The organism is Geodermatophilus sabuli (genome assembly GCF_900215145.1).
Taxonomy (GTDB): Bacteria; Actinomycetota; Actinomycetes; order Mycobacteriales; family Geodermatophilaceae; genus Geodermatophilus; species Geodermatophilus sabuli.
Window position 1 is genome coordinate 213,779 of record NZ_OBDO01000001.1, and the last position, 25,401, is coordinate 239,179.

Sequence of the window (25,401 nt, forward strand, 5' to 3'; positions counted from 1 at the left end):
GGACGTCTTCCCCGATGTGCGACCACTGCGGCTGCCGCGATCTGACCCCCGTCGCCCGGCTGATGGACGAGCACGACCGGCTGCGTGAGCTGAGCAACCACATCCGCCGGCACCTCGACGTCCGCGACGACGAGGCCGCCCGGGCCCACTTCCGGGAGTTGCTCGTCGTGCTCGGGCCGCACGTGGCGAAGGAGGAGGGTGTCCTCTTCCCCATGCTGCGGCGCGCCGAGGAGCTCGCCGGGCACGTCGGTGTCCTCGAGGGTGAGCACGCCGCCCTCTTCGACGACGTCGACGACCTCGACGACCTCGACTACGCGATCGCCCAGGCGTGGCGGGACGGGGTGCTGCGCGTCCTGCACGACCTGGACGAGCACATGTACAAGGAGGACTTCGGGCTGTTCCCCGCGGCGCTGGCCACGCTCGACGGCAGCGAGTGGGACGAGATGGACAGCTGGGAGCAGCAGCACACGGTGGAGGCACCGCTCAGCGTCAGGTGACGGTCTCCGGACGATGGCTGTACCCCGTGCGGGTGAGGGGGGCCGGGCATCGCTCCAGCCGGGCACCGTCGCGCCGATCACAGGGAGGTGCAGCTCAGACTCCCCGGCCGCCTCATGGCGCTCCTGCCCGAGGGGCGGAGCCTGCCCGACGAGGTGTGGCGGCGCCGGCACCGCGCCATCACCTGGATCGCCGCCGCGCAGGCCGTGGCCCTGGGCATCCTGACACTGGCCGTCGGGCACCAGCCGCTCACCGCGCTGTTCGTGGCGTGCACGGTGGCCTACCCGTTGACCTTCCTGGCGCTGCCGGGGGCCGGCCGCGGGCTGCAGTCGACGGCCACCACCCTGAGCCTGCTCGTCGCCTCCGTCGCCCTCATCCACGTCCTGGACGGGCTCACCGAGGCGCACTTCCTCTTCTTCGTCGTGGTCGGCGTGGTCGCGCTGTACCAGAGCTGGCTGCCCTTCGGCCTGGCCCTGCTGGTCGTGCTGGTCCACCACGGCGCCGCCGGCACCGTCTTCCCGCACGCCGTCTTCGGGCACGAGGGCGCCCACCGCTCGCCGTGGACGTGGGCAGCGGTGCACGGCGGGTTCGTGCTGGCCGCCAGCCTCGCCCACCTCGCCGCCTGGCGGCTCAACGAGCAGCAAGGGCTGCGCGACCCCCTCACCGGGCTGGCCAACCGGACGCAGCTGGTGGAGAACGCGGACCGGCTGCTGGCCCGGGGTGCCGCACCGGTGAGCGCGCTGATGCTCGACGTCGACGACTTCCGTGACGTCAACGACGCCCGCGGCCACACCGCGGGCGATCGGCTGCTGGTCGCCGTCGCCCGGCGGCTGGCCGGGTGCGTGCGCCCGGGGGACCAGGTCGCCCGCCTCGGCGGCGACGAGTTCGCGATCGTGGTCGACGGTGGCCCGGAGGTGGCCGCGGCCGTCGGCGAGCGGGTCCTGCGGGCACTGGCCGACCCGGTCGCCGTCGACGGCCGGCCGCTGGCCGTGCACGTCAGCATCGGCGCCGCCGACACCGGCACCGGCGAGCGGGACGCGGTCACCCTGCTGCGCAACGCCGACCTGGCGATGTACATGGCCAAGGCGCTGGGCAAGAACCGGCTGGTCCACTACGCCGACGGCATGGCGCAGGACGCGCAGGACAAGGCGCGGCTGATCGAGGACCTCGCGGGCGCCACCGCGGCGGGGCAGTTCGAGGTGTACTACCAGCCGACCATCGACCTGGCCGCCGGCGTGACCACCGGTTACGAGGCGCTGCTGCGCTGGCATCACCCGACGCGGGGGCTCGTGCCGCCCGTCGAATTCGTCCCGCTGGCCGAGGAGGGTGGCCACATCGTGGAGATCGGCCGCTGGGTGCTCGGCGAGGCGACCCGGCAGGCCGCCGCGTGGTCGGCTCAGGCCGGCCGGCCGGTCGGGATCGCCGTCAACCTCTCGCCACGCCAGCTGGCCGACGACGACGTGGTCGCCACCGTGCGCGACGCGCTCGCGGCGAGCGGGCTCCCGGCCCGCCAGCTGACGCTCGAGGTCACCGAAGGCGTGCTGGTGCGGGACGTGGACCAGGTCGTCACCCAGCTGCTGGCCCTGCGTACGACCGGTGTCCGCATCGCCATCGACGACTTCGGCACCGGCTACTCCAGCCTGTCCTACCTGCGCCGGCTGCCCGCCGACATCGTGAAGATCGACCGCAGCTTCGTGCAGGAGCTCGGCACCGGGAACCGGTCGACCACGCTGGTCGCCTCGATCATCGAACTGGCCCGCAGCCTGCACCTCGACGTCGTCGCCGAGGGCGTGGAGACCCCGGAGCAGCAGGCCGTGCTCGGCCGGCTGGCCTGCTCGCACGCCCAGGGGTACCTGTTCGGCCGCCCGGCCCCCGCGGGCGCGCAGCAGCCGCCCGCGCAGGCCCTCCCCGCTCCCCGCGGACCGGTCCGCGCGGCCGCGCGGCGGTGAGGTGCCGCAGGCGTGGTCGTCCGGACTCGGGGACCACGCCTGCGGCACCTCACCGACGGTCAGACGCTCACGGCCGGCGCTCCGGCTCGCCGGGTCCACTGACGTGGACCTGAGCCGTCCCCGGCGGGACCGGCTCCTCCTCCACCGTCCCGACCTCGGCGAGCACCTGTGGGTTCCGGACCCGGACGGCGGCGTACCAGGCCATGCCGAGGGCGAGTGCTCCCAGGAAGATCCACGGCATCAGGTTCATCGGCCAGTCCGGGACCGGGACGACGTTCTTGTAGAAGACGTAGAGCAGCGTCGCCACGACGACGACCGCGAGGACCGTCGACAGCGGGTTGGCCTCGCCCCGCCGGCGGAGGAAGAACGGCAGCGCCGCGGCCATCAGCAGGTACCCGAGCATGTAGCCGAACGTGCCGATCGTGCCCACGTAGGCGTACACCTCGAGCGGCCCCCGCCCGGCGATCATCAGGAGGATCGGCACCAGGCCGATGACGGGCGCGATGACGCCGATGGCGACGTGCGGGGTCTTGTGCCTGGGGTGGGCCCGGCCCAGCACCGCGGGCAGCACGTCCTCCTCGCCCATGGTGTAGAGCACGCGTGCGGCGGCGTTGATGCTGGCGATGGCGACCGCGAAGAAGGACGCCGTGACCCCGAGGTCGACCAGCCAGGTCACCCCGCCGAGACCGTTCCGCGTGGCCAGGTCGCTGATCGGGGCCGCGCTGGCGCTCAGCGCCTCGGTCCCTCCGAAGCCGAGCACGGAGGCGTAGGTCGCGAAGACGTACAGGATGCCGACGAGGACCGCGCTGCCGATCACCGCGCGGGGGATGGTCCGGTGCGGGTCGCGCGCCTCCGCACCCAGGCTGGCCGAGCTCTCGAACCCGACGAAGCCCAGGACGGCCAGGACGATCCCGAAGGTGACGCCGTCGAACGTGAGACCGGACAGGTCGAACTGCGACGGAGCCGAGCTGTCACCGCCGCGGGCGACGACGACGACGAGCACGAACAGGACGGCGGCCACCGAGACGACCTCCAGCACCAGCCCGATGCGCGTGGAGATCTTGATGCCCGCGATGGCGAAGGTGGCCGCGGCGATCGTGGTGACCGCGGTGATGACGATGAACCCGGTCATGGTGGCCGCGGGCAGGCCGATCGTCTCGAGGAAGCTGGCGGCGTAGGGGCCGATCAGGGTCACGCCGAGCATCGCGATGCAGGTGTAACCGATGACCAGGCCCCAGCCGGCCGCGAACGCCCCGGTGGGGCCCAGCCCCCGGGCGACGTAGCTGTACAGCGACCCCGACGACGCGAACCGCCGTCCGAACTGCGCCACGACCAGCCCCACGAGGACGACGAGGACCGTGGCTGCCACGTACGACAGCCACGCCCCCTGGCCGGCGAACAACACGATCAGCGCGGGTCCGGTGGCCATGACAGCGCTGGGCGCGATGCCGGCCACCGACTGCGACAGCACCTCGACCTGGCTCATCGAGTCGTGCGCCAGGCCCCGGTCGGAGCGGACGGGGTGCGGCTGCGTCTCCGGTTCGCTCACCGGGTCACTCCCCCGTTCCCGGCGGTCGCGTGGCCGTTGCCGTGCCCGTTGCCCGTGTGGCACGACGGCGCCGACGGCGGCAGGTCGAGGGCGGGGTTGCCGTCGAAGAAGCCGACCGGCTTGAGGTGGAACCCGATGTAGCTGACCGGCATGACCGGCCAGTCCTCGGGGCGGACGACGTGGTGGGCGCCGAACGAGTACCAGACGACCACGTCCTGGTCCTCGAGGGGCCGGTCGGCCTTGACGAACTCGGGGAGCCCGCCGGCGTTCTCGCTCTGGTTGGGGTAGTCCCCAGCGGCGAACATCTCGTGCGGGTCGTACGCCGTGACCCACAGGTGCTTGTAGGCGAACTGGGCGCGCGAGAAGGCCTGCGAGCCCTCCTGCTGCAGCGGGAGCACGTTGTCCCCGGGCATGAGCTTGTACCCGGCCGGCTGGCCGAGCTCGTTGACCGACGAGGGGTTGACGACGTACCAGACGCGGGCGGCGAAGGGGTCGATCAGCCGCTGGGCCTCGCTCTCCCGGCCCAGCAGGGACTTCTGGGTGACCCAGGCGTTTCCGTACGGGTTGTCCGCACCCGGCGGGAGCGGGACGGAGTCGACCTCGTAGACGGAGTTGTGCTCGCCGTCGACCTGCATGTCCAGGCGGACGTTGAAGAAGTGCTGGTGGTGCGGGCCGTAGAGGCCGGGGGCGACGAGGTTGCCGAACCGCGGCTGTTCGCCGGGCGGGACGGCGCCGGTGGAGATGACCCCGGTGAGCTTGACCTCGAACTGGATGCTGCCGTCGGTGTAGAGGTACCAGAAGAACCCGTACTCGTAGTTGCCGACGGTGGCGAAGCAGGAGATGACCAGCCGGCGGGAGCGCCGGACCTCCATCTTCTCCGTGCGGAAGTCGGTGTGCTTCCAGGCGACCCCGTAGTCCTCCTCGTGCATGCAGATCGCGTTGGGGATGGTGACCGGCTGGCCGTCCTGGTCGTTGGCGACGGCGTCGAAGTAGTGGATCTCGCCCAGGCAGTCGCAGCCGAGCTGCAGCGGGTTGAGCAGCAGCCCCACGCCGTACTCGCCTTCGTCGAAGACGTTCTTGATCCGGTGCGTGGGTGCCGGGTCGGCGTATGGGATGTACATCTCCGACAGGGACGCCCGGTAGATGACCGGGCGCAGCCGGCCCTTGTCCTCGTAGCCGATCTGGTGCAGCACGAGGCCCTCGCGGGGGCTGTAGCCCACCCGCAACCGCCACTTCTGCCAGCTGACCGCGTGGCCGTCGACGGTGAAGCTCGGCCCCTCCGACTGGGTGATCTCGATCGGCCGGACGTCGTCGCGCAGCCCGGTGAACGCCGGGCGGTTGTCCTCGTCGAACGCCAGCTCGGCCATGTAGTTGCCGGCCTTCTCGGGCAGCGGCACGACGCCGTGGTCCCGGACGTCGATGACCTCCATCAGGTCGAGGTCGACCAGCACGATCAGGCCCTCGACGGGGCGGGCGTAGCCGTTGTCGTCCTCCCGGGAGCGGACGAAGGTCAGCGGTCGGATGAGCCGACGACCCCTGGGGTCCTCGAGGTCGTAGCCGGCGGCCCACGGGTCGATCATCGTCAGCGAGAAGTCGGTGACCCCACGCTTGCGCATCGCCTCCTGCCAGCGGGGGTCGGCGCGGGTGATCTCCTCGGTCCGGAAGAACTCCTCCAGCATCACGCTGGGCTGGACGCCGTCGACGACCTCCCACGAGGTCACCGCGCCACTGGTGAGCGAGACCACCGCCTCGACGGTCTGCTGGTGTGCCCGGTCGTAGAGGAGGGCGAAGGCCATCCGTTCCGGCTCGGGCCCGCCCGTGCGGTCGTGCCCGAGGACCTCCTGCTTGGACGGCTCCTGCAGGCGGATCATCACGAACCGGACCTGGTCACCGACCTCCCTCTGCTCGCGGAGGATCTCCGACGTCCGCCGGATCTCGTCGGCGCTGAGGGGTTCGAGCGGGTTGCTGGTGGTGGTGCGTACATCGGGAGCGTGGATGGCCACGGCATTCTCCTCGAGGAGCGTCGACCGGGTCTGGGGGCGCAGGGGTGCGCGGCCAGGTTCGGCGGACCGTACCGAGGGCGGTTGCGGTCGACAAGGAGTTGTAGTGACCTAGGTCATAATTGCTGGTCGCGGGCCCTGCGTCCCCCGCGTGCGCGGCGTGATGGAGAGGGTCAGGGCGCGGCGGCCCTCCTCGGTGCGGGCGGTGGTCATCCGCTCGGCCGACGGGGTGCCGTACTCGGTGGTGCGCTGGCGGGCGGGACGGCCGATGGCGGCGGCGATGGCCTCCAGTTGCGCGATGGTCTTCAGTGAGCCGTTCTCGCTGCCGGCCATCCGGCTGATCGTCTCCTCCATCAGCGTGCCGCCCAGGTCGTTGGCGCCGCCTCGGAGCACCGCCTGGGTGCCGGCGTCGCCGAGCTTCACCCACGAGGTCTGGACGTTGGGGATGCGGCCGTGCAGGAGGAGGCGGGCGACGGCGTGCACCGCCCGGTTCTCCCGCACCGTCGGCCCCGGGCGGGCGACGCCGGCCAGGTAGATCGGTGAGCTGTGGTGCACGAAGGGGAGCAGCACGAACTCGGTGAAGCCGCCGGTCTCGTCCTGCACCCGGGCCAGGGTGCGCAGGTGGGCGACCCAGTGGGCGGGGGTGTCGACGTGGCCGTACATCATCGTCGACGTCGTCGGGAGGCCCACCCGGTGCGCGGTGGTGATGATCTCGATCCAGGTGGCGGTGGGCAGCTTGCCCTTGGTGAGCACCCAGCGGACGTCGTCGTCGAGGATCTCCGCCGCGGTGCCGGGCACCGAGTCCAGCCCGGCCTCCTTGGCCGCGAGCAGGAACTCGGCGAACGACAGGCCGGTGCGGGCGGCGCCGTTGACGATCTCCATGGGGGAGAAGGCGTGCAGGTGGATGCCGGGCTGCCGGCGCTTCACCTCGCGGGCGAGGTCGAGGTAGGCGGTGCCGGGCAGGTCGGGGTGGATGCCGCCCTGCATGCAGATCTCGGTGGCGCCGGCCCGCCACGCCTCGTCGACGCGGTCGCCGACCTGCTGCATCGACAGCGTGTAGGCGTCGGCGTCGGTGCGCCGCTGGGCGAAGGCGCAGAACCGGCAGCCGGTGTAGCAGACGTTGGTGAAGTTGATGTTCCGGTTCACCACGTAGGTGACGTCGTCGCCGACGGTGTCCCGGCGGACCGAGTCCGCCAGCGCCACGAGTGCATCGAGGTCCGGCCCGTCGGCACCGAGCAGCGCCAGGTACTCGGCGTCGGACAGCCCGGCCGGGTCGGTCTCGGCGTGCCGCAGCGCGGCGCGCACCTCCGGGTCGCCGACGGTGAGCGCGGTGGAGTGCCCGTCGCGCGCCGACGTCGTCCGGTCGCGCAGCTCGGCCCAGTCGCCGTAGACGGCGTCGAAGTCGCTGCGCCGCTCGGCGGTGCGCCCGACGGTGTCCACCTCGACGTGCAGCTCGGTGCGGCCGGTCGACGTCCACGCCTGGTCCGGCTCCTGCCAGGGCAGCCCGGCCGGGACGCGGCCCTCCACGGCCAGCCCGTCGGGGCCGGCCAGCGCCGCGACGTGCGGTCGCACCCGCGGGTCCAGCCACGGCTCGGGCTCGAGCACGTAGCGGGGCTGGGCGGCCAGCCGCTCGCGCAGCTCGAAGCCGGCGTGGTCGGACAGTTCGGCCAGTTCCGCCAGGTTGGGCCAGGGCCGTTCGGGGTTGACGTGGTCCGGCGTCAGCGGGGACACCCCGCCCCAGTCGTCCACGCCGGCGCGCAGCAGCAGCCCCAGCTCGGTGGAGTCCGACAGGTTCGGCGGCGCCTGCACCCGGGCCTTCGGGCCGAGCAGCAGCCGGGTGACGGCGACCGCGGCGACGTACTCCTGCAGCGCCAGATCGGCGGAGGCGGCCATCGCGGTGCGCGGCTTGGCCCGGAAGTTCTGGACGATGACCTCCTGCACGTGCCCGTGCCGCTGGTGGGCGGCCCGGATCCGCAGCACGGCGTCCACCCGCTCGGCCGCGGTCTCGCCGATGCCCAGCAGCACGCCGGTGGTGAACGGCACCGCGGACCGGCCGGCGTCCTCCAGCACCCGCAGCCGGAGCGCCGGCTCCTTGTCCGGTGAGCCGAAGTGCGGGCCGCCGGGGGTCGACCACAGCCGGGTCGCCGTCGTCTCCAGCATCATCCCCATCGACGCCGACACCGGCTTGAGCCGCTGGACCTCCTCCCACGACAGGACGCCGGGGTTGAGGTGCGGCAGCAGCCCGGTCTCCTCCAGCACCCGGATCGCCATCGCGCGCAGATAGGCGAGGGTGGAGTCGAAGCCGTGCGCCTCCAGCCACTCGCGCGCCACCGGCCAGCGCTGCTCGGGGCGGTCGCCGAGGGTGAACAGCGCCTCCTTGCAGCCCAGGGCCGCGCCGGCGCGGGCGACGTCGAGCACCTCGTCCGGCGACAGGAACGGCGCCTTCCCGGCGGCCCGCAGCTGCCCGGGGGTGGTGACGAACGTGCAGTAGTGGCAGCGGTCGCGGCACAGGTGGGTCAGCGGGAGAAACACCTTGCGGCTGTACGTCACCACCCCCGCCCGCCCGGCCGAGGCCAGACCCGCGTCCCGCACCCGCCCGGCCGCGGCCAGCAGCCGGTCCAGCGGCTCGCCCTCACCCAGCCCGCGGGCGGACAGCAGGGTCTGCGCCTCGACGGCATCCAGGGGAACGCCGCGCTCGGCGCGGACGACGGCGCGGCGCACGGCGGACTCGGTGGGGATCAGCGGCTCGGTCATCGCGGCCGACGCTATCCCCTGGCCCCCTGCCGGGTCCCGCCGCGAGCCGGTGACGCGATGGAACGGCCACCCTCCAGGTGCCCGCGCCGAGCCTGCGAGGCGGGAGAGGAGGGTGGCCCCTCAGACGTCGCGGCGCTGGAACGACAGCGCGGTCAGCCCCCAGACCACGGCCACCCACACCACCGCCCACGCCAGGTAGGCCGGGGTGAGGGGAGCATCGCTCAGGAACGGGAAGCCGCCCTCCCCGGGGCCCATCTGGACGAGCGCGACCGGGTCCTGGAAGGCGTTCATGGCCCCCCGCCACAGGCCGTCGGTGGGCAGCAGGACCCGCGACACGGTGCCCACGCGTGCTACGCCCTCGTTGCCCAGGGCCGCGCCGAGGCCGCCGACCACCCCCGCGACCCAGGTCGCCCCGAACAGACCGACGGCGACGATGCCCGAGGCCATCGTCGAGACGACGCTGGACAGCAGCAGGGCGAGGGTCAGCAGCACGATCGTCTCGGCCGCGAGCAGCGCGAGCCCCGCCACGGGTGCCGGGGGCCAGTAGCCGACGACCGTACGGACGACGAGGATCTGCGCCAGGCCGGCCAGGACCACGTAGCCGCAGCCGAAGGCGACCAGGCCCAGCCACTTGCCGAACAGGACGGCCGAGCGGCGCACCGGACGCGCGAGCAGCGCCAGCGCCTGACCCGACTCCACCTCCCCGGCGACCGTGGGGCCGGCGAGGAAGGCCGTGCCGATCGCCGCGATGAGGCTGTACCCGAACATGATCAGGTTGAGCAGCAGGGAGGCCACGAGGCGGGCCTCACCGCTGGTCATCGTGCCCAGCTCGGTGTCCAGGCCGATCAGCTTCGAGAAGCCCCAGGCACTGAGCGCGAGCAGCACCACGGTCAGCACCAGGAGGGCCCACACCACGCGGCGCCGGGCGGCCTCGCGCACCGTGAGCCCGGCGACGGTCAGCGCCGTCACGGTGCGGGTTCCTCGTGTCGCAGGACGGCGAGCAGGCGCTCCTCCAGGCTGATCCGCACCGGCTCGACGGCGTGCACGCGCACGCCCAGGCCGACCAGGTCACGCACCAGGTCGGGCACGGTGACGCCGTCGTCGTCCGCCGGGAGGGCGACGGTGAACCAGTCGCCGCTGCGCGACAGGGCCCCGGCGGCCCGCAGCCGGTCCTCCACCCGGCCGTCCGCGGCCCCCAGCCGCAGCCGGACCTCGCGCTGGCCGAGCAGCTCGGCCAGGGTGCCCGACGCCGCCACCCGGCCCTTGTCGAGGATCACCACCCGGTCGCACACCCGCTCCACCTCGCCGATCAGGTGGGAGTTGAGCAGCACCGTGACGCCCCGCGACCGCAGCGAGAGGACGAGGTCGCGGACGTCGACCCGGCCGAGCGGGTCCAGCGCGCTGGTGGGCTCGTCGAGCACCACGAGCTCCGGGCGGGCGACCAGCGCGACGGCGAGGCCGAGGCGCTGCTGCATGCCCTTCGAGAACCCCCCGACCCGGTCCCCGGCCCGGTCGGCGAGGCCGACGAGCGCCAGGCACTCCCGCCGCTCGGAGGCGCCGACGTCGACGCGGGCCAGCTTCACGTGCAGGTCCAGCACCTCCGCCGCGGTCAACCACGGCTGGTAGCGGAACAGCTCGGGCAGGTACCCGACGGCGCTGCGGGACCGGGGGTCGGACGCCCGCCGCCCGAGCAACAGCACCTCACCGGCATCGGGGCGCACGAGGCCCAGCAGCATCTTGATGACGCTGGTCTTCCCGGCCCCGTTGGGGCCGAGCAGGCCGAGCACCTCGCCGCGGGCGACGGTGAAGGAGACGTCGTCGACGGCGGTCTGGCGCCCGTACCGCTTGCGCAGCCCGGAACACCAGACCGCCGGGGACGGCGGCAGGCCGTCGACCTGGTCGGCCGTGGACCCCGCGGCAGCCGTCTCGGAGGTCATCCCCCGGACGGTAGCGGTGTCACCGGAGGTCACGGGCGACCGTCAGGAGCTCCTCGGCGCTCAGCGACCCGGCGACGCCGGTGACCACACCGTCCTCGACCCACATCACGGCGGCGAACAGCCCGTCGCGGGAGGTGAGCACCGTCGCGTCGGCGCCGTCGACGTCGGCCGACGAGCTGGTCACCAGCTCGGCGGGCACGGGCAGCGGCAGCGTCGAGGCGTCGGCGGAGAGCTCGCGCAGCTGGTCGGCGAGACCGTCGGGCAGGCCCGGGAGGGACAGCAGGTAGTCGCGCACCACCTCGTACGGCACGCCGGAGGAGTACACCTGCGGCGCGACCACGCGGGCCACGACCAGGGTCGGCGCACCGGTGGGCTGCGACCAGACCGCCGCGACCCCGGGGCCGGCCTGCAGCCGGAGGGCGGCGCCGTCCACCCCGGCGGGCGGAGGCGGCAGGACCTCTCCCTCGGCGGCCGCGGCCTGCGCGGCCTTCGCAGCCGAGAAGGTGAACGTCGCGCTCACGACGTCGGCCGCCTGGTAGGTCGGTTCCCCGGTCACGCCCTCGGGCAGCTCGGCGACCCCGGGGACGGTCAGGCCGGTCCGCTCGTACGCGGCCGCGGCGTCGGCCACCTGCTCCGTGCCGGGCTCCTGCGGGACGTCGAGGTCGCCGTAGGCGGAGAGGTCGGGCAGCTGGACCAGCTCGGTCGAGGTCAGCTCCACCGGGTCGACGCGTTCGGTCTGGAAGATCGGCAGCCAGTCGTTGGCCGCCGCCACCCCGGCCCCGCCGACCAGGACGGCCGCGCTGACGACGGCGACCGCCGGGCGGCGCACCGCCGTCCGCCACGAGCGGCGCGAGCGCGGGCTCGACTGTCGCCGTCCGGCCACCTCGGTGGCCGTCAGCCGGGCCCAGGCCGCGTCCAGGTCGATCCCGTCGGCCGCGGGGGCGAGGGCGGAGTCGACGAGCCGGGCGTCCGCGCGGATCTCCTCCAGCGCCTGCAGGCAGGTGGGGCACGAGGCGACGTGCGCGCGGTCGGCGTCGGTCACGCCGGCGGGCTCGTCGACGAGCCGGCGGAGGTCGCCCTCAGTCGGATGACGCATGACGGTTCAACTCCTTGCGAAGGGCGGACTCGGCGCGCCGCACGGTCGTGCCGACGCTGCCGGGGGACATGTCGAGGGCCGTCGCCACCTCGGTGTAGCTCAGCCCGCTGTGCCGGAGGACGAGGGCGACGGCCTGTTTCTTCGGGAGCCGGCCGAGGGCGGCCCGCACCCGGCTGCGTTCCTCGCGGGTGACGACGGCGTCGGCCACGTCCGGTTCGACCGGGGGGACCGCGGCGAGGGACTCCTCGCGGGCGGTGCGCCGGCGGCCGGTGCGGAGGTGGTTGAGCGCGGTGTGGGCGGCGGCCACCGACAGCCAGCCGGGGGCCTCGCCGGCGGGCACCGACGACCGGCCGAAGGCGAGGAACACCTCCTGCGCGACGTCCTCCGCCTCGTCCCGCGACCCGAGCACCCGGGCGGCCACGCCGACGACCCGGGCGTAGTCGCGGCGGAACACCTCACCGAGGTCGTCCCGGACGGCTCCGTGCGCCGCTGCCCCCGCCACCGCCACGCCCTTCCTCCCGGCCCGGACCGGCGCCCGCCCCGGGACCGTCCCGGGAGCCGGGACGGCCGCCGCGGCTGTCGGTGGTCCGTGCCGAACGAGGTCCATGTCCGTAGAGCACCGCCGGGGGCAGCAATGTGACACCGGGTCGCAGTGTGCGCGACCACGGGACGACCGTGTGCCGCCCTGCACCGGCTGGGGTGCGGCGGGAGGGGTCAGGCGCGGCCCGCCGGGCGGCCGGCCGCGTCGACGTAGCGGCCGCGGTGCCGCAGCAGCGGGGCGGCCGACGCCTCGCCCGGCAGCACCTCCTCGACGCCGAGCAGCGCGAGGACGTGGTCCCCGGCCTCGACCACCCGCACGAGGCGGCAGTCGAGGGCGACCAGCCCACCGCTGAGCACGATCGCCCCGCTGCCGGAGGCGCGCGTCCAGCGCACCGCCTCCAGCAGGTGCCGGGCGCTGGGCCGGCCCGCCGAGGAGAACCGTGACGCCACGATCGCGTGCTCGGCGGCCAGCACGGTCAGCGCGCAGGAGCCGACCTCCTCGAGCACCTCCGCGGGGTAGCCGTCGGCGGTCAGCCCGACGGCGACCAGCGGGGGCTCGGCCGACGCGCTCATCACCGAGGTGACGGTGGTCCCGACGTCGTCGATGCCGTCGCGCACGGTCAGCAGGCACACCCCGGCGGCGTACTGGCGGAGGGCCTCGGCGAAGGCGGCGGCGTCGACCGGCATGGCGGCCAGTCGACCACACGGCCAGGATCGGGCGCGTGAGCGGACAGGGGCGTGAGCATCGCAGCGAGGAACGAGCGAGGAGCGGAGCGCCCCGCGGGAGCGAACCAGGGGACGTGAGCGGACAGGAGCAGGAGTTCGACGTCGTCGTCCTGGGCGCGGGGTCGACGGGGGAGAACGTCGCCGACGTCGTCGTCCGGGGTGGGCTCAGCGCCGCCCTGGTCGAGGCCGAGCTGGTCGGCGGGGAGTGCTCCTACTGGGCGTGCATGCCGAGCAAGGCGCTGCTGCGCGGCACCGAGGTGCTGACCGCGGCGCGGGCGGTGGACGGCGCGCGGCAGGCGGTCACCGGTGAGCAGGACGTCGCGGCCACGCTCGCCCGCCGGGACTCCTTCACCCACGGCTGGGACGACTCCTCCCAGGCCGAGTGGGTCGACGGCGCCGGCATCGCGCTGCTCCGCGGCACCGGCCGGCTCGACGGCGAGCGCACGGTGGTCGTCACCGGCACCGGGGGGACGACGACCCGGCTCACCGCCCGGCACGCGGTGGCCGTCTGCACCGGGTCGGAGGCCGCCGTCCCGCCGATCGAGGGGCTGCCCGGCATCGACCCGTGGACCCCGCGGGACGCCACCAGCGCCAAGGAGGCACCGGGCCGGCTGCTGGTCGTGGGCGGCGGCTACGTCGGCTGCGAGATGGCCACGGCGTGGCAGGCCCTCGGTGCCCGGGTCACCCTCGTGCAGCGCGGCGACCGGCTGCTCGAGGAGATGGAGCCCGAGGCGGGGGACGCGGTCGCCGCGGCGCTGCGCGACCGCGGCGTCGACGTCCGGCTGCGCACCGACGTGCTCGCCGCCCGGCGGGACGGCGGCGAGGTGGTGTTGCAGTGCACCGGCGGCGAGCTGCGCGGCGACGAGGTGCTCGTGGCCGTCGGCCGGCAGGCGCGCACGGCCGACGCCGGGCTGGGCACGGTCGGCCTGACGCCGGGGGAGTACCTCGACGTGGACGACTCGCTGCAGGTGCGGGGTCTGCCGTGGCTCTACGGCGTCGGCGACGTCAACGGCCGGCGGCAGTTGACCCACATGGGCAAGTACCAGGCGCGGCAGGCCGGCGCGGCGATCGTGGCCCGTGCCCGCGGAGAGCAGGTGTCGACGGCGGACTGGTCGCCGACCGCCGCCACCGCCGACCGGCGGGCCACCCCGTCGGTGGTCTTCACCGAGCCGCAGGTGGCCAGTGTCGGGCTGACCCGCGCGCGGGCGGCGAAGGCCGGGGTGCCGCACCGGGTCGTGGTGTACCCGATCGGCAGCGTCGCCGGGGCCTCGCTGCACGCCGACGGCTACACCGGGACGGCGGTCGCGGTGGTCGACGCCGAGCGGGAGGTGCTGCTCGGCGTCACCTTCGTGGGGCCGGGTGTGGCCGAGCTGCTGCACGCCGCGACCGTCGCGGTGGTCGGCGAGGTGCCGATCGCGCGGCTGTGGCACGCCGTCCCCGCCTACCCGACGATGAGCGAGATCTGGTTGCGGTTGCTGGAGACCTACCGCGGGTGAGGCGGTGGGCTCAGCCGCGGTCGAGCAGCAGCAGGCTGTAGGCGGCCAGGCTCGGGCCGTCGGTGAAGCGGCCGTCGCGCACCCGCGCCCGCAGCTCCGCCTCCGGGACGAAGGCACAGCGCATGTCGGCCTCGGTGGCCTCCCGCGCGGTCGGGCCCGGGGTCAGGTCGGTGGCCAGCCAGACGTCGAACTCCTGCGGGGACAGCCCCGGCGCGAGGTCCAGGCGGCCGAGGTGACGCAGCGACCCGGCCCGCAGCCCCGTCTCCTCGGCCAGCTCCGCCCGGGCCAGCTCCTCGGCGGTGCCGGAGGCTCCGTGCGACCAGGTGCCCTGCGGGAACTCCCAGGCCCGCCGGCCGACCGGGTGGCGGAACTGCTCGACCAGCCAGAACCCGTCGCGCTCGGCGGGGAGCACCACCGCGAAGTGCGGCTTCTCCACGACGCCGTAGACGCCCCTGGACCCGTCCGCCCGCTCGACCTCGTCCTCCCGCACCCGGATCCACGGGTTGCGGTAGACCTCCCGGCTGCTCGTCGTGCGCATGCGGCCATCCTGCAGGGGCCGGCCCCGTCCCGGGTCTGCGCAGGGTGGGGGACGGGTCCGGCTGGGCCGCAGCGCCTCCGCCCAGGCGCGGGAGGAGATCGTCAGGGTCGCCGCGACGTCGGTGCGCATGCACCCCTGGTGGCGTCGGCGCAGGTGGGGCGCCCTGTGTGGGGCCTCACCACGGCCGTGGTCGCCGGTCGATCGGGCGCCGTGCTGGAGTGGACGCCGTGCAGCTCGAGCCCTCCCGTACCTCCTGGCGCCGCTACGTCGCCCTCGGCGACTCCTTCACCGAGGGGCTCAGCGACCCCGACCCGCAGCGGCCGGGGGAGTACCGCGGCTGGGCCGACCGGCTGGCCGAGCACCTGGCGGCCGCGGCCGACGGCGAGGTGGAGTACGCCAACCTCGCCGTCCGGGGGCGGCTGCTGCCGCAGGTGGTCGCGGAGCAGGTGCCGGTGGCGCTGGACGCGCGGCCGGACCTGGTGAGCCTGGTGGCCGGCGGCAACGACCTGCTGCGTCCGGGCGCCGACCCCGACCGGCTGGCCGCCGTGCTGGAGGACGCGGTCGTGCGCCTCCGGGCCACCGGTGCCGACGTGCTGCTGGCCACCGGCGTCGACCCGCGCCAGACGCCGATCGTCCGCCGCACCCGGGGGCGGGTGGCGGTGTTCAACGCCTCGCTGTGGTCGATCGCGGCCCGGCACGGCGCCGTCGTCCTCGACCAGTGGGGCGCCGGCTGGGTCCAGGACTGGCGCATGTGGGACAGCGACCGCATCCACCTCACCGACGAGGGGCACCGCCGGACGGCGCTGGCCGCCGCCACCGCGCTCGGCCTGCCGGTCGGCGACGACTGGCGGCAGCCGCTGGCCCCCCAGCCGCCGCGGGCCCTGCGGGCGGCGCTGGCCGAGGAGGCGGCGTGGGTGCGCGGCTTCGTCGCCCCGTGGGTCGCCCGCCGTCTGCGCGGCCGCTCCTCGGGGGACGGCCGCGCGGCCAAGCGGCCGGTCCCGCTGGCGCTGGCCCGAGGCTGAGATCAGGCCCGGTCGTCGTCCTCGTCGTCGTCCTCGCCGGCAGCGTCGTCCTCGGCGCGGGTGGCCTCGGCGCGGGTGGCCTCGGCCTCCGGGCCGCGGACCAGCCGCAGCGCCGGGCCGGACGGCGGGCCGGACGGCGGGCCGACGTCCGGAGCCGGGTCGGCGTACTCCATCTCCTCCACCACCAGGGCGTGCTCGGCGGCCAGGACGTCCTCCACGGTGACCGTGCCGGGCGGCATGGTCCCGGCCAGCTCGACGTCCTCGGTGGTCGGGGCGGGGCCGGGCAGCGGCGCGGGCCGGCCGAAGGCGTATCCCTGGGCCATCTCGCAGCCGTGCTCACGCAGCCAGTCGGCCTGGTCGAGGTCCTCGATGCCCTCTGCGATGACCTGCAGGCCCATGCCCAGGCCGAGCTGCACCAGGCCCTGGACCAGCGCCGCGGTGGAGGGCTCGGTGACCACGTCGGCGACGAAGGTGCGGTCGATCTTCACCGTGTGGATGGGCAGCCGGTGCAGCGCGGTGATCGCCGAGTAGCCGGTGCCGAAGTCGTCCAGCGCCAGGGTGACGCCGGCGTCGGTCACCTCCGACACCGCCTGCAGGGTGGCTTCGGCGGCGAACAGCGCCGTCGACTCGGTGATCTCCAGCTCCAGCCGCTCCGGCGGCAGGCCGGACTCGGCCAGGGCGTCGGTCACCAGCTCGGCGAAGCCGGGTTCGGCCAGGTGCCGGGCGGAGATGTTGACGTGCACGCGCAGGCCGGCCGGCCAGGTGGCGGCGTCCACGCAGGCGCGGCGCAGCACCCACGCGCCGAGCTTGGAGGTCAGCCGGTTGTCCTCGGCGGCGGCCATGAACGCAGCCGGCGGCAGCAGCCCGCGGGTGGGGTGCTGCCAGCGGATGAGCGCTTCGTAACCGAGCAGCGTCTCGTCGGCCAGGGCCACGATCGGCTGGTAGAACAGCCGCAGCTCGTCGGAGTCCAGGGCGTGCCGCAGATCGGTCTCCAGCTGGAGCTGGTCGACCTCGCTGTCGCTGAGCACGCCGTCGTGCACCTCGATGCGGGCGCGGCTGCCGTCGGCCTTCGCCCGCGCGAGCGCGTTGTGTGCCTGCCGCAGCAGGTCGTCCGGGGCGACGTCGTTGCCGAGGGTCAGGCCCACGCTGGCCGACAGCACGATCTCGCGGTCGCCGATGAGGAAGGGGTCGTCGAGCACCGACAGCAGGCGGTCGGCCAGCGCGCGCAGCCCGTCGAGGTCCTCGACGTCCTCGGCGAGGATGAGGAACTCGTCGGCACCCAGGCGCACGGCGGTGTCCTCCATGCGGGTGCTCCAGCGCAGCCGGTCGGCGACCTGGGTGAGCAGCTGGTCGCCGGCCTCGTGACCCAGGACGTCGTTGACCGCCTGGAACCGGTCGAGGTCCAGGTGCACCAGGCCGACCTGCAGGCCGCGGCGGCGGGAGAGGGCCAGCGCGTGGTTGAGGCGCTCGCCCAGGGCCCGGCGGTTGGGCAGGCCGGTCAGCGGGTCGGTGTAGGCGCGGCGGACGAGGTCCTCCTCCGCCCGGCGGCGGTCGGTGACGTCGACCAGCGACAGGACGACGAACTGCGGCGCGCCGGTGCTGGTGTGGATGACCTCGTGGGACTGCATCGCCCACAGCTCGCTGTTGTCGGTCCGGCGCAGCCGGCGCTCGCCGTCCAGCCGCAGCCACGGGTCCAGCGGGCCCTCGGGGGCCGGCGGCAGGTCCGGGACCGGTGCCTCGTCGGGGTGGGCGAGCAGGTCGACGTGCCGGCCGACGAGTTCCTCGGCGGTGCGCCCGGTCATCGAGCACAGCGCCTCGTTGACCACGAGGAGGTGCCCGTCGAGGTCGACGAGGGCCTTCGGGATCGGCGCGGCGAGGAACAGGGCGCGGAAGAGCTGGCCGCGGTCGGCGAGCAGCGTGTCGATGGCGCGGAGCCGCGAGCCGGTGGCGGCGCCGGGGGTCCCCGCCCGGGGCCGCGGTACGTCGGGGGCGCTCAGGTTCACCGGTCCAGGGTGAGGGACCGATGCCGTCAAGTGACGGAACCTCTCATCGGAGAGTCGTGGTCAACCGAACACGTTGAGTGATGACGAGGGACGGTGGCGGCACACGTGACGCATGGGGCGCCAGTGTGGCCGTCGTCCCCCGCCGGGGGGCTCCGGGAACACCGGACGCCGCCGGTGCGCTGCCCTCCACGGACGACGAGAGAGGTGGAGCAGTGGACGGCTCTCCGAAGCGGATCGGTTTCCTGTCCTTCGGGCACTGGCAGCCGGTCCCCGGATCACAGGTGCGCACCGGCCGCGACGCGCTGGTGCAGAGCATGGAACTGGCGGTCGCCGCCGAGGAGCTCGGCGTGGACGGTGCCTTCGTGCGCGTGCACCACTTCGCCCGGCAGCTGGCCTCCCCGTTCCCCCTGCTGGCCGCCATGGCCGCGCGGACCTCCCGGATCGAGATCGGCACCGGGGTCGTCGACATGCGGTACGAGAACCCGCTGTACATGGCCGAGGAGGCCGCCGCGACCGACCTGCTCGCCGACGGCCGGCTGCAGCTCGGCATCAGCCGGGGGTCACCCGAGACGGCGCTGCGCGGCTCGGAGGCCTTCGGGTACATCCCCGCCGAGGGCACCTCGGACGCCGACTTCGCCCGGCAGAAGACCGCGCTGTTCCTCGCCGCGATCTCCGGTCAGCCGGTGGTGGACGCCGACCCGCAGATGACCGGCGGGATGACCGGCCGGCTGGCGGTCCAGCCGCAGTCGCCGGGCCTGGCCGAGCGCATCTGGTGGGGGTCGGGGACCCGCGCGACCGCCGAGTGGACGGCGCGGCAGGGCATGAACCTGATGAGCTCCACCCTGCTGGTCGAGGACACCGGCGTGCCGTTCGACGAGCTGCAGGCCGAGCAGATCGCCCGCTACCGGGCGACCTGGGCCGACGCGGGCTGGGAGCGGACGCCGCGGGTGTCGGTCAGCCGCAGCGTGATGCCGATCGTCACCGACCTGGACCGGCAGTACTTCGGTGAGCGGTCCGGCGACGACCAGGTCGGCCTGCTCGAGGGCGTGCGGGCCCGCTTCGGGAAGAGCTACGTCGGCGAGCCTGACCAGCTGGCCGAGGAGCTGGCCAAGGACGCCGCCGTCCGCGAGGCCGACACCCTGCTGCTGACCGTGCCCAACATGCTCGGCGTGGACTACAACGCCCGCCTGCTGGAGACGGTCGTCCGCCACGTGGCCCCCGCCATCGGCTGGGTGCCTCCCGCCGAGCGCTGACCTCCCTCCGCCGCACAGGGCGGTGCCGCCGGGTCCGCCCGGCGGCACCGCCCTGTGTCGTCGCCGGGGTCAGGCCACCTCGTAGCTGACGTCGCCGGCCTCGTCCACCGTGGCGAGGACGTCGATGCTGTCGGTGGCGTCCTCGGCGTTGGTGACCGTGCAGGGGATCGGCGTGCCCGTGGCGCCGACCAGCACGCCGCGGCCCTCGGTCTCGCAGGTGGCGACCGCCTCGACGCCGGCCTCGGCGCCGACCTGCTGGGCCAGGGACTCCTCCACGGTGGCGACGACGACGAAGGTCTCGTCGCTCTCGATCTGGACGTTGCCCTCGGCGTCGGTCTGCTCGACGGTGAAGCGGATCGGCTGGCCGTCCAGCGTGGCGGTGCAGGAGAACGTGCCGCCGGCCTCGGCCTCGACGTCCTCGGGGCAGGAGACGTCGGCCGCCGCCACGCCGACCTGCTCCTCGGTGAGCGTGGCGATCTGCCGCTCGGCCTCGGCGGTGTCGATGGTGGTCGTGCCAAACAGGAGGACCGCGCCGACGGCCAGGCCCGCGACGAGGACCAGCACGCCGACGACGGCGCCGACGATCGCGCCCGTCTTCTTCCGCGGGGCGGGCGGCTGCGGGGGGCCGAAGCCGGCCGGCGGGGGGCCGCACGGCGACTGGCCGTACGGGGCCGCCGGCTGACCGGGGGCGCCGACGGGTGGGAGCGGCGGCTGCGGGTGGCCGGGGGTGTTGATCTGCTGGGTCATGGTTCCTCCTCCAACGGGGCTCGGGAGGGACCCTGGCGGGAAGGCCTTTTGCCGCACTTGTCGCTGCCTGGTGGCCGACTTGGAGACCGGCCCGAGCCGGGTCCGGACGTGGCGGTGGTGATGGGCGCGCAGCGCCGGATGGCGGGCTCAGCCGGAGCTGGCCGACGGGCGTCCCAGCCGCGCGCTGGTGGCCGGGTCCTCGTCGGCCGAGTGCGAGGTGTGCGTTCCCTCGCGCGCGGACGAGGGCGCCCGCCATGCAGGGTTGGGCACGCCCATGCTCGACGTGTGTGGCGGCACGCACACTGTTGGCAGCCATAACAGTGCGGAGCGTGACGAACCGCGCGTTACCGTGCTGGTCCCCGCGGCGTTCGGAGCCCGCGGTGATGCACGAGTTCGACTGATCTGGGGGCGCGCGGTGCGCGGACGTTCTGGACGCGCGCGGTGGCGCGCGCAGGTGGTGATGCTCCTGGCGGGGCTCGCCCTGGCGGGGGCGATGGTCGTCCCAGGGCAACAACTGGCGGGCGCGGCGCCGGTCCCGTGGGAGTACGACACGACGGTGGACCTGGTGGCGCTGACGAAGGACCACGCCCCAGCACCGACCGTCGTCGACTGGGACGGTGACGGTCGGGACGACCTCGTCCTCGGACTGCGCACCGCGGAACAGTTCGGCGGGGTGGCTGTTGCCACTCGAGGCCCCGATGGGGGCCTTGGGCCGCTGGCGTCGGTCTTCACCGCCGGCTCCGTGTCGTCCGTGGCCGGCTCCGTGTCCTTCGTCCGGCCGTCCGTCACGGACTGGAACGGGGACGGCCGGAACGACCTGCTCTTCGGCACGCTCACCGGCAGCAAGGGCGTCCACCTCTGTCTCGCAGCGGCCACCGGGGTGGACGGTGGGAGTTGCGGGCAGCTGCGCACGACGAGCGGCGCGCTGGTCGGGGGGACGACCGGCAGCAGCACCGCCTACGTCTCCCCGGAGGTCGTGGACTGGGACCGGGACGGCGACGCGGACCTGCTCGTCGGCACCGGGGGAGTGGCCAACGAGAAGGCCGTCCGGCTCTACGCCAACGTCGGAACGGCGACGGTCCCGGTGCTCGAGGACCCGCGGACCGTGGTGTCCCGCTCGACCTCCGGCCTCGGGACCGAGAGCTATTTCGAGCCGACGGTCGTCGACATCGACGACGACGGCAGGCGCGACCTCCTCGTCGCCGGATCGAGGGACGGCACGACTCAGCAGTTCTCCCTCCGGCAGTGCCTGAACAGCGGGACCGACGCCGCCCCGGCGTTCCGGTCCTGCACGTCGAGGAGCCTGCCCGGGCTGGTGCACAACGTGGTGGACACGGCCGACTGGGACGGCGACGGCTACCTCGACCTGGTCCGTGGCTTCCACTCCGCATTCGTGGACAACCCAGTGACGATGCTGCACGGCGAGGCGCCGGACACCGATGGCGACGGACTCTCGGATTCCCTCGACAACTGCCCGACGACGCCGAACGAGCCGGACCTGGAGCTCGACAACGCCAACCCCGCCCAGTTGGACACCGATGGGGACGGCGCCGGGGACGCTTGTGACCCGGACGACGACGGCGACGCCACCGCCGACGGCGCCGACAACTGCCCGTGGACGCCCAACCGCGACCAGGCCGACGGCGACGGGGACGGCCGGGGGGACCGCTGCGACGCCCGTGACGACCGGACGGACCACCCCGGGGCCGGGTCCTACGAGGTGCAGATGGCGGACCGGATCGGGTGGGGCCGAAAGCCCGTCATCACCCAGCGGGCGGACGCGATGTCCGTCGGCTACCGGCAGGAGATCGCGGAGGCCCTGACGGACGAGTCGCTCGCTCGCGGTCTGCCCTTCAGCCTTGCTGTCATCCCCTGGGACACGCAGCGGTTCGGCGCCGCCCGCGGCTCCGCGTACCTCGACGAGGTGATCGACGACCCCAACTTCGAGGCGGTCCAGCACGGTACCTACCACACCTGCGTCTACAGCCCCTACGTCGAGGAGCACGGCACCTCGGCGGCGGAGTTCGACTGCGGTATGGACGCCGCCCGGTCGTACAACCTGATGCGGGTCGGTCACGACGCGATGCTCGAAACGGTGGACTTCGGGCGTGCATCGCACCAGCTGAGCGGATTCGTGCCGCCGACGGACGCCTATGACGCGGCGGCCGGCGAGGCCATCCAGGCCCTCGGCTACCGCTGGGTCGCGTCCGCCTGGTACGCCGAGACGCCGAGGTTCACCTACGTGGACGACACCGGTCTCGTACACCTGCCGTGGTCGCAGATCGCTTGCGGCAACGGAGCTGCGTCGTGGACCGACTGCCAGCGCACCGACACCCAGGGGATGGCCGCGCACAGCGGCGTGGACTGCGACGACCCCGAGGTGTGCACTCCGACCCGGGACGGCAAGGACTACTCGGACTGGGAGCAGTACGCCTCGACGTCGCTGGCCGACCGCTGCCGCAACGACTTCGAGCGCTACGGGGTCTGCTCCGTCCTGTACGAGCTCACGTCCTTCGACGGCGACTTCAGGACCGGCGCGCTCGACCCGGTGGCGTTCGCGGGCTTCCAGCAGACCCTGACCGAGCTCCAGCACCTGGCGGCCGACAGCGGTGCGGTGTTCATGACCCTCGGGGACTACGCGGCCGCGCTGCAGGCCGAGGACAGCGTGGCGCCGGCGATCGAGATCGCCACGCCGGGGGAGCGCAGTTACGGCTACCAGGAGACGTTGACCGTCGACGTCGCGGTCTCCGACGACCTCAGCGGCATCCATGAGGCGGTGATCCTCCTCGACGGTGCCGCGGTCGAGGACGGCGCATCGATCGACCTGTCCTCGTTCTCCCTCGGTGAGCACACCCTCCAGGTGACGGCCGCGGACGTCGCGGGAAACACGAGCTCGTCGAGCGTCACGTTCACCGTCGTCGACTCGGTTCCGCCGACGATCTCGATCGCCAGTCCCACGGCAGCGGACTACGAACACCACGAGGTGGTTCCGGTCGACGTCGAGGTCGGGGACGCCAAGAGCGGCATCGGCGACGTGCGGATCACCCTGGACGGAGCCGACGTGGCCGACGGTGCTGCGCTCGACCTGCTGGAGCTGCCGCTGGGTGAGCACACGCTGTCGGTCGAGGCGCGGGACGAGTCGGACAACGTGAGCAGACAGAGCGTGACGTTCGCCGTCCGGGCGTCGCTCACCTCGCTGCAGGCCACGCTGGAGCGGTATGCCGCCGAGGGCGTCATCGTCGGCCAGGGGCTCGTCCGCAGCTTGGAGCGGGAGCTCGCGGCCGCCGAGGCCGCGTTCGACCGTGGACGGATCTCGGCCGCGGCGAACCAGCTGCGGGCCTTCGCGCAGCACGTCAGGGCGCGCGAGGACAAGGACATCCCCTCGGCCGCCGCCGAGCTGCTCGTCACGGATGCGACGGTCGTCGTCACGGACCTGTAGGGCCCGGGAGCAGCGGGGCCCTCGTCGACGTCGACGAGGGCCCCGTCGGCGCGCCCGGCAGGGATCGAACCTGCGACCAAGTGCTTAGAAGGCACCTGCTCTATCCGCTGAGCTACGGGCGCTCGGCTGCCGATCATCGCACCCACCACGCCGACCGCGCGGGCCGCCGGGCCGGGCGTGGCGGCGCTCCTGGCGCCCGCGGCAGCCGCAGGACGACGATGGCCGCCGCGCCGTCGCCGCGCGTCGGGAGGTGCCCCGTGGGTGAACCGGTTCCCGCTGCCGGACCGTGGGCCGGAGCGGCCGGCTACGAGGCGTACGTCGGCCGGTGGAGCCGTGCGGTGGCGCCGCGGTTCCTCGCCTGGCTGGGCGTGCCCGCCGGTCGGGCCTGGCTCGACGTCGGCTGCGGCACCGGCGCGCTGACCGAGGCGGTGCTCGCCGGCTGGTCGCCGGCGTCCGTCGTCGGCGTCGACCCCTCGCCCGCCTTCCTGGCCTCCGCCAGGTCGCACGTCCCCGACGGCCGGGCCTCCTTCCGGGAGGTGGCCGCCCAGGCGCTGCCGCTGCACGACGAGTCGGTCGACGCGGTGGTCTCGGGCCTGGTGCTCAACTTCGTGCCCGACCGGCCCGCCGGCCTGGCGGAGATGCGGCGGGTGGTCCGGCCGGGCGGCGTGGTGGCGGCCTACGTCTGGGACTACGCCGACGGGATGCAGCTCATCCGACTGTTCTGGGACGCCGCCGTCGACCTCGACCCCGCAGCCCGGGATCTCGACGAGGGCCGCCGATTCGGCGACTGCCGGCCCGGGCCGCTGCGCGACCTGTTCCTGGCCGCCGGGTTCGACGACGTCGAGGTGGAGGGCATCGTGGTGCCGACCGTGTTCGCGGACCGCGACGACCACTGGACGCCCTTCCTCGGGGGGACGGGGCCCGCACCGGCGTACGTGGCCTCGCTCGGGGAGGACCGGCGCACCGCGCTCCGGGAGGGGCTCCGTGCCCGGCTCACTCCCGCACCGGACGGGTCGATCCACCTGTCCGCCCGCGCGTGGGCGGTGCGCGGCCGGCGCGGCTGAGACGGTCACGCGGGACAGTGCAGCAGCCCCCGCGGACGTGGCCCTCCCGCTCGTCCACAGGAGCCGGCGCCGTCCACAGATGCCGACGGGCGGTGCCGCATGGGCCGGGCGGCACCGAGGGTCGATCGCACACCGGCACCGTGCCGGCCGCGCCGGTCCCCGGCGCAGCAGCCCCGAGGAGCACCGTGAACGACACGATCGTCACCGTCGTCGGCAACGTCGTCGACTCACCCCGCCGGTACCGCCCGGAGGGCGGCAGCCCGGTCACCAACTTCCGCCTGGCGTCCACCGCCCGCCGCTTCGACAGCCGCAGCCAGGAGTTCGTCGACTCCGGCACCTTCTGGGTCGACGTCGAGTGCTGGAACGACCTGTCGGGCAACGTCTCCGGCAGCGTCAGCAAGGGCGATCCGGTGATCGTCCACGGCACGCTGACCACGCACAGCTGGGAGTCGGAGAACGGTCGCCGCAGCACGCCGCGGATCCGGGCGGCCGCGGTGGGCCCGAACCTCGCCCGCGGCACGGCGGCGTTCCTGCGCACTCGGCCGGCCCGCGCGGCCGACGTCGGCAACGGCCCGGCCGAGGAGGCGATGGCCGCCCTGCCGCGCCCGGCCGCCGACGGTTTCGCGGCCGAGTCCGACATCCCGGTGCCCGGGCGGGACTACGTGGACGCCACCGCGGCGTTGCACGGGGTGGACGCCACCGACCTCACCCCGGAGCCCGCGCACGCCTAGTTGCCCGGGCTGGGAGGATCGGGGGCGAGAACGCACGGGGGCGGGCCGGCAGTCGGCCGGCC

General features: G+C 74.2%; 19 protein-coding genes and 1 tRNA gene. 8 read left to right on the forward strand and 12 right to left on the reverse strand.

What is annotated here, in order from left to right:
* Positions 1–14: 14 nt before the first annotated feature.
* Entirely contained in the window at positions 15–497 is a 483-nt protein-coding gene (locus tag CRP39_RS01115) for a hemerythrin domain-containing protein (RefSeq protein WP_097203634.1), read from the forward strand.
* 87 nt (positions 498–584) lie between these two features.
* Positions 585–2,444, forward strand: a complete 1,860-nt coding sequence (locus CRP39_RS01120) for a putative bifunctional diguanylate cyclase/phosphodiesterase (protein ID WP_245853462.1) — start codon at positions 585–587, stop codon at positions 2,442–2,444.
* A 67-nt stretch (positions 2,445–2,511) separates the two neighbouring features.
* On the opposite strand, the gene CRP39_RS01125 is transcribed toward CRP39_RS01120, so the two are convergent.
* From CRP39_RS01125 to CRP39_RS01160, 8 genes are all read right to left on the reverse strand, one after another.
* Entirely contained in the window at positions 2,512–3,993 is a 1,482-nt protein-coding gene (locus CRP39_RS01125) for an APC family permease (RefSeq protein ID WP_245853464.1), read from the reverse strand.
* Positions 3,990–5,996: a primary-amine oxidase gene (locus tag CRP39_RS01130; protein ID WP_097203637.1), complete on the reverse strand. Its 2,007-nt coding sequence runs from the start codon at positions 5,994–5,996 to the stop codon at positions 3,990–3,992. The genes CRP39_RS01125 and CRP39_RS01130 overlap by 4 nt, the downstream gene beginning before the upstream one ends.
* Before the next feature lie 108 nt (positions 5,997–6,104).
* Positions 6,105–8,747, reverse strand: a complete 2,643-nt coding sequence (locus CRP39_RS01135; RefSeq protein WP_097203639.1) for a bifunctional FO biosynthesis protein CofGH — start codon at positions 8,745–8,747, stop codon at positions 6,105–6,107.
* A 120-nt stretch (positions 8,748–8,867) separates the two neighbouring features.
* Complete coding sequence (locus CRP39_RS01140) at positions 8,868–9,716, reverse strand: ABC transporter permease subunit (protein WP_097203640.1); 849 nt, start codon at positions 9,714–9,716, stop codon at positions 8,868–8,870.
* Positions 9,713–10,684, reverse strand: coding sequence for an ABC transporter ATP-binding protein (locus CRP39_RS01145; protein WP_097205020.1), 972 nt, complete (start codon positions 10,682–10,684; stop codon positions 9,713–9,715). The genes CRP39_RS01140 and CRP39_RS01145 overlap by 4 nt, the downstream gene beginning before the upstream one ends.
* Positions 10,685–10,703: 19 nt before the next feature.
* Positions 10,704–11,780 (reverse strand): hypothetical protein, encoded by a 1,077-nt coding sequence (locus CRP39_RS01150; protein ID WP_097203642.1) that lies wholly within the window; start codon positions 11,778–11,780, stop codon positions 10,704–10,706.
* Positions 11,764–12,288: a sigma-70 family RNA polymerase sigma factor gene (locus CRP39_RS01155; RefSeq protein WP_216359563.1), complete on the reverse strand. Its 525-nt coding sequence runs from the start codon at positions 12,286–12,288 to the stop codon at positions 11,764–11,766. Before CRP39_RS01155 ends, CRP39_RS01150 begins: the two co-directional genes overlap by 17 nt.
* A 206-nt stretch (positions 12,289–12,494) precedes the next feature.
* Positions 12,495–13,007, reverse strand: coding sequence for a flavin reductase family protein (locus CRP39_RS01160; protein WP_097203645.1), 513 nt, complete (start codon positions 13,005–13,007; stop codon positions 12,495–12,497).
* A 113-nt stretch (positions 13,008–13,120) separates the two neighbouring features.
* On the opposite strand from CRP39_RS01160, the gene CRP39_RS01165 reads away from it, so the two are divergent.
* Entirely contained in the window at positions 13,121–14,542 is a 1,422-nt protein-coding gene (locus CRP39_RS01165; protein WP_097203647.1) for a dihydrolipoyl dehydrogenase family protein, read from the forward strand.
* Positions 14,543–14,552: 10 nt separating this feature from the next.
* On the opposite strand, the gene CRP39_RS01170 is transcribed toward CRP39_RS01165, so the two are convergent.
* Positions 14,553–15,080, reverse strand: a complete 528-nt coding sequence (locus CRP39_RS01170; RefSeq protein ID WP_097203648.1) for an NUDIX domain-containing protein — start codon at positions 15,078–15,080, stop codon at positions 14,553–14,555.
* Between the two features lie 227 nt (positions 15,081–15,307).
* Between CRP39_RS01170 and CRP39_RS01175 the strand changes: the two genes are divergently transcribed.
* Entirely contained in the window at positions 15,308–16,102 is a 795-nt protein-coding gene (locus CRP39_RS01175; protein ID WP_097205022.1) for an SGNH/GDSL hydrolase family protein, read from the forward strand.
* A 2-nt stretch (positions 16,103–16,104) separates the two neighbouring features.
* Here the strand turns inward: CRP39_RS01175 and CRP39_RS01180 are convergent, their stop codons facing one another.
* Entirely contained in the window at positions 16,105–18,105 is a 2,001-nt protein-coding gene (locus CRP39_RS01180; protein WP_097203654.1) for a putative bifunctional diguanylate cyclase/phosphodiesterase, read from the reverse strand.
* Between the two features lie 212 nt (positions 18,106–18,317).
* On the opposite strand from CRP39_RS01180, the gene CRP39_RS01185 reads away from it, so the two are divergent.
* Positions 18,318–19,358, forward strand: coding sequence for an LLM class flavin-dependent oxidoreductase (locus CRP39_RS01185; RefSeq protein WP_245853466.1), 1,041 nt, complete (start codon positions 18,318–18,320; stop codon positions 19,356–19,358).
* A gap of 69 nt (positions 19,359–19,427) precedes the next feature.
* Here CRP39_RS01185 and CRP39_RS01190 read toward each other — a convergent pair whose 3' ends face one another.
* The gene (locus CRP39_RS01190) at positions 19,428–20,105 is read right to left on the reverse strand and encodes a DUF4333 domain-containing protein (RefSeq protein ID WP_097203657.1); all 678 of its coding nucleotides are present in this window, start codon (positions 20,103–20,105) and stop codon (positions 19,428–19,430) included.
* A gap of 460 nt (positions 20,106–20,565) precedes the next feature.
* Between CRP39_RS01190 and CRP39_RS26090 the strand changes: the two genes are divergently transcribed.
* Positions 20,566–23,544: an FIMAH domain-containing protein gene (locus CRP39_RS26090; protein WP_172442227.1), complete on the forward strand. Its 2,979-nt coding sequence runs from the start codon at positions 20,566–20,568 to the stop codon at positions 23,542–23,544.
* A gap of 49 nt (positions 23,545–23,593) precedes the next feature.
* Here CRP39_RS26090 and CRP39_RS01200 read toward each other — a convergent pair.
* Positions 23,594–23,666: transfer RNA gene (locus CRP39_RS01200), tRNA-Arg, on the reverse strand.
* A gap of 135 nt (positions 23,667–23,801) precedes the next feature.
* Between CRP39_RS01200 and CRP39_RS01205 the strand changes: the two genes are divergently transcribed.
* On the forward strand, positions 23,802–24,608 hold the full coding sequence (locus tag CRP39_RS01205; RefSeq protein WP_216359564.1) for a class I SAM-dependent methyltransferase: 807 nt from the start codon (positions 23,802–23,804) through the stop codon (positions 24,606–24,608).
* A gap of 185 nt (positions 24,609–24,793) precedes the next feature.
* A complete protein-coding gene (locus CRP39_RS01210) occupies positions 24,794–25,339 on the forward strand; it encodes a single-stranded DNA-binding protein (RefSeq protein WP_097203661.1) in 546 nt (181 codons plus the stop codon).
* Positions 25,340–25,401 lie beyond the last annotated feature (62 nt).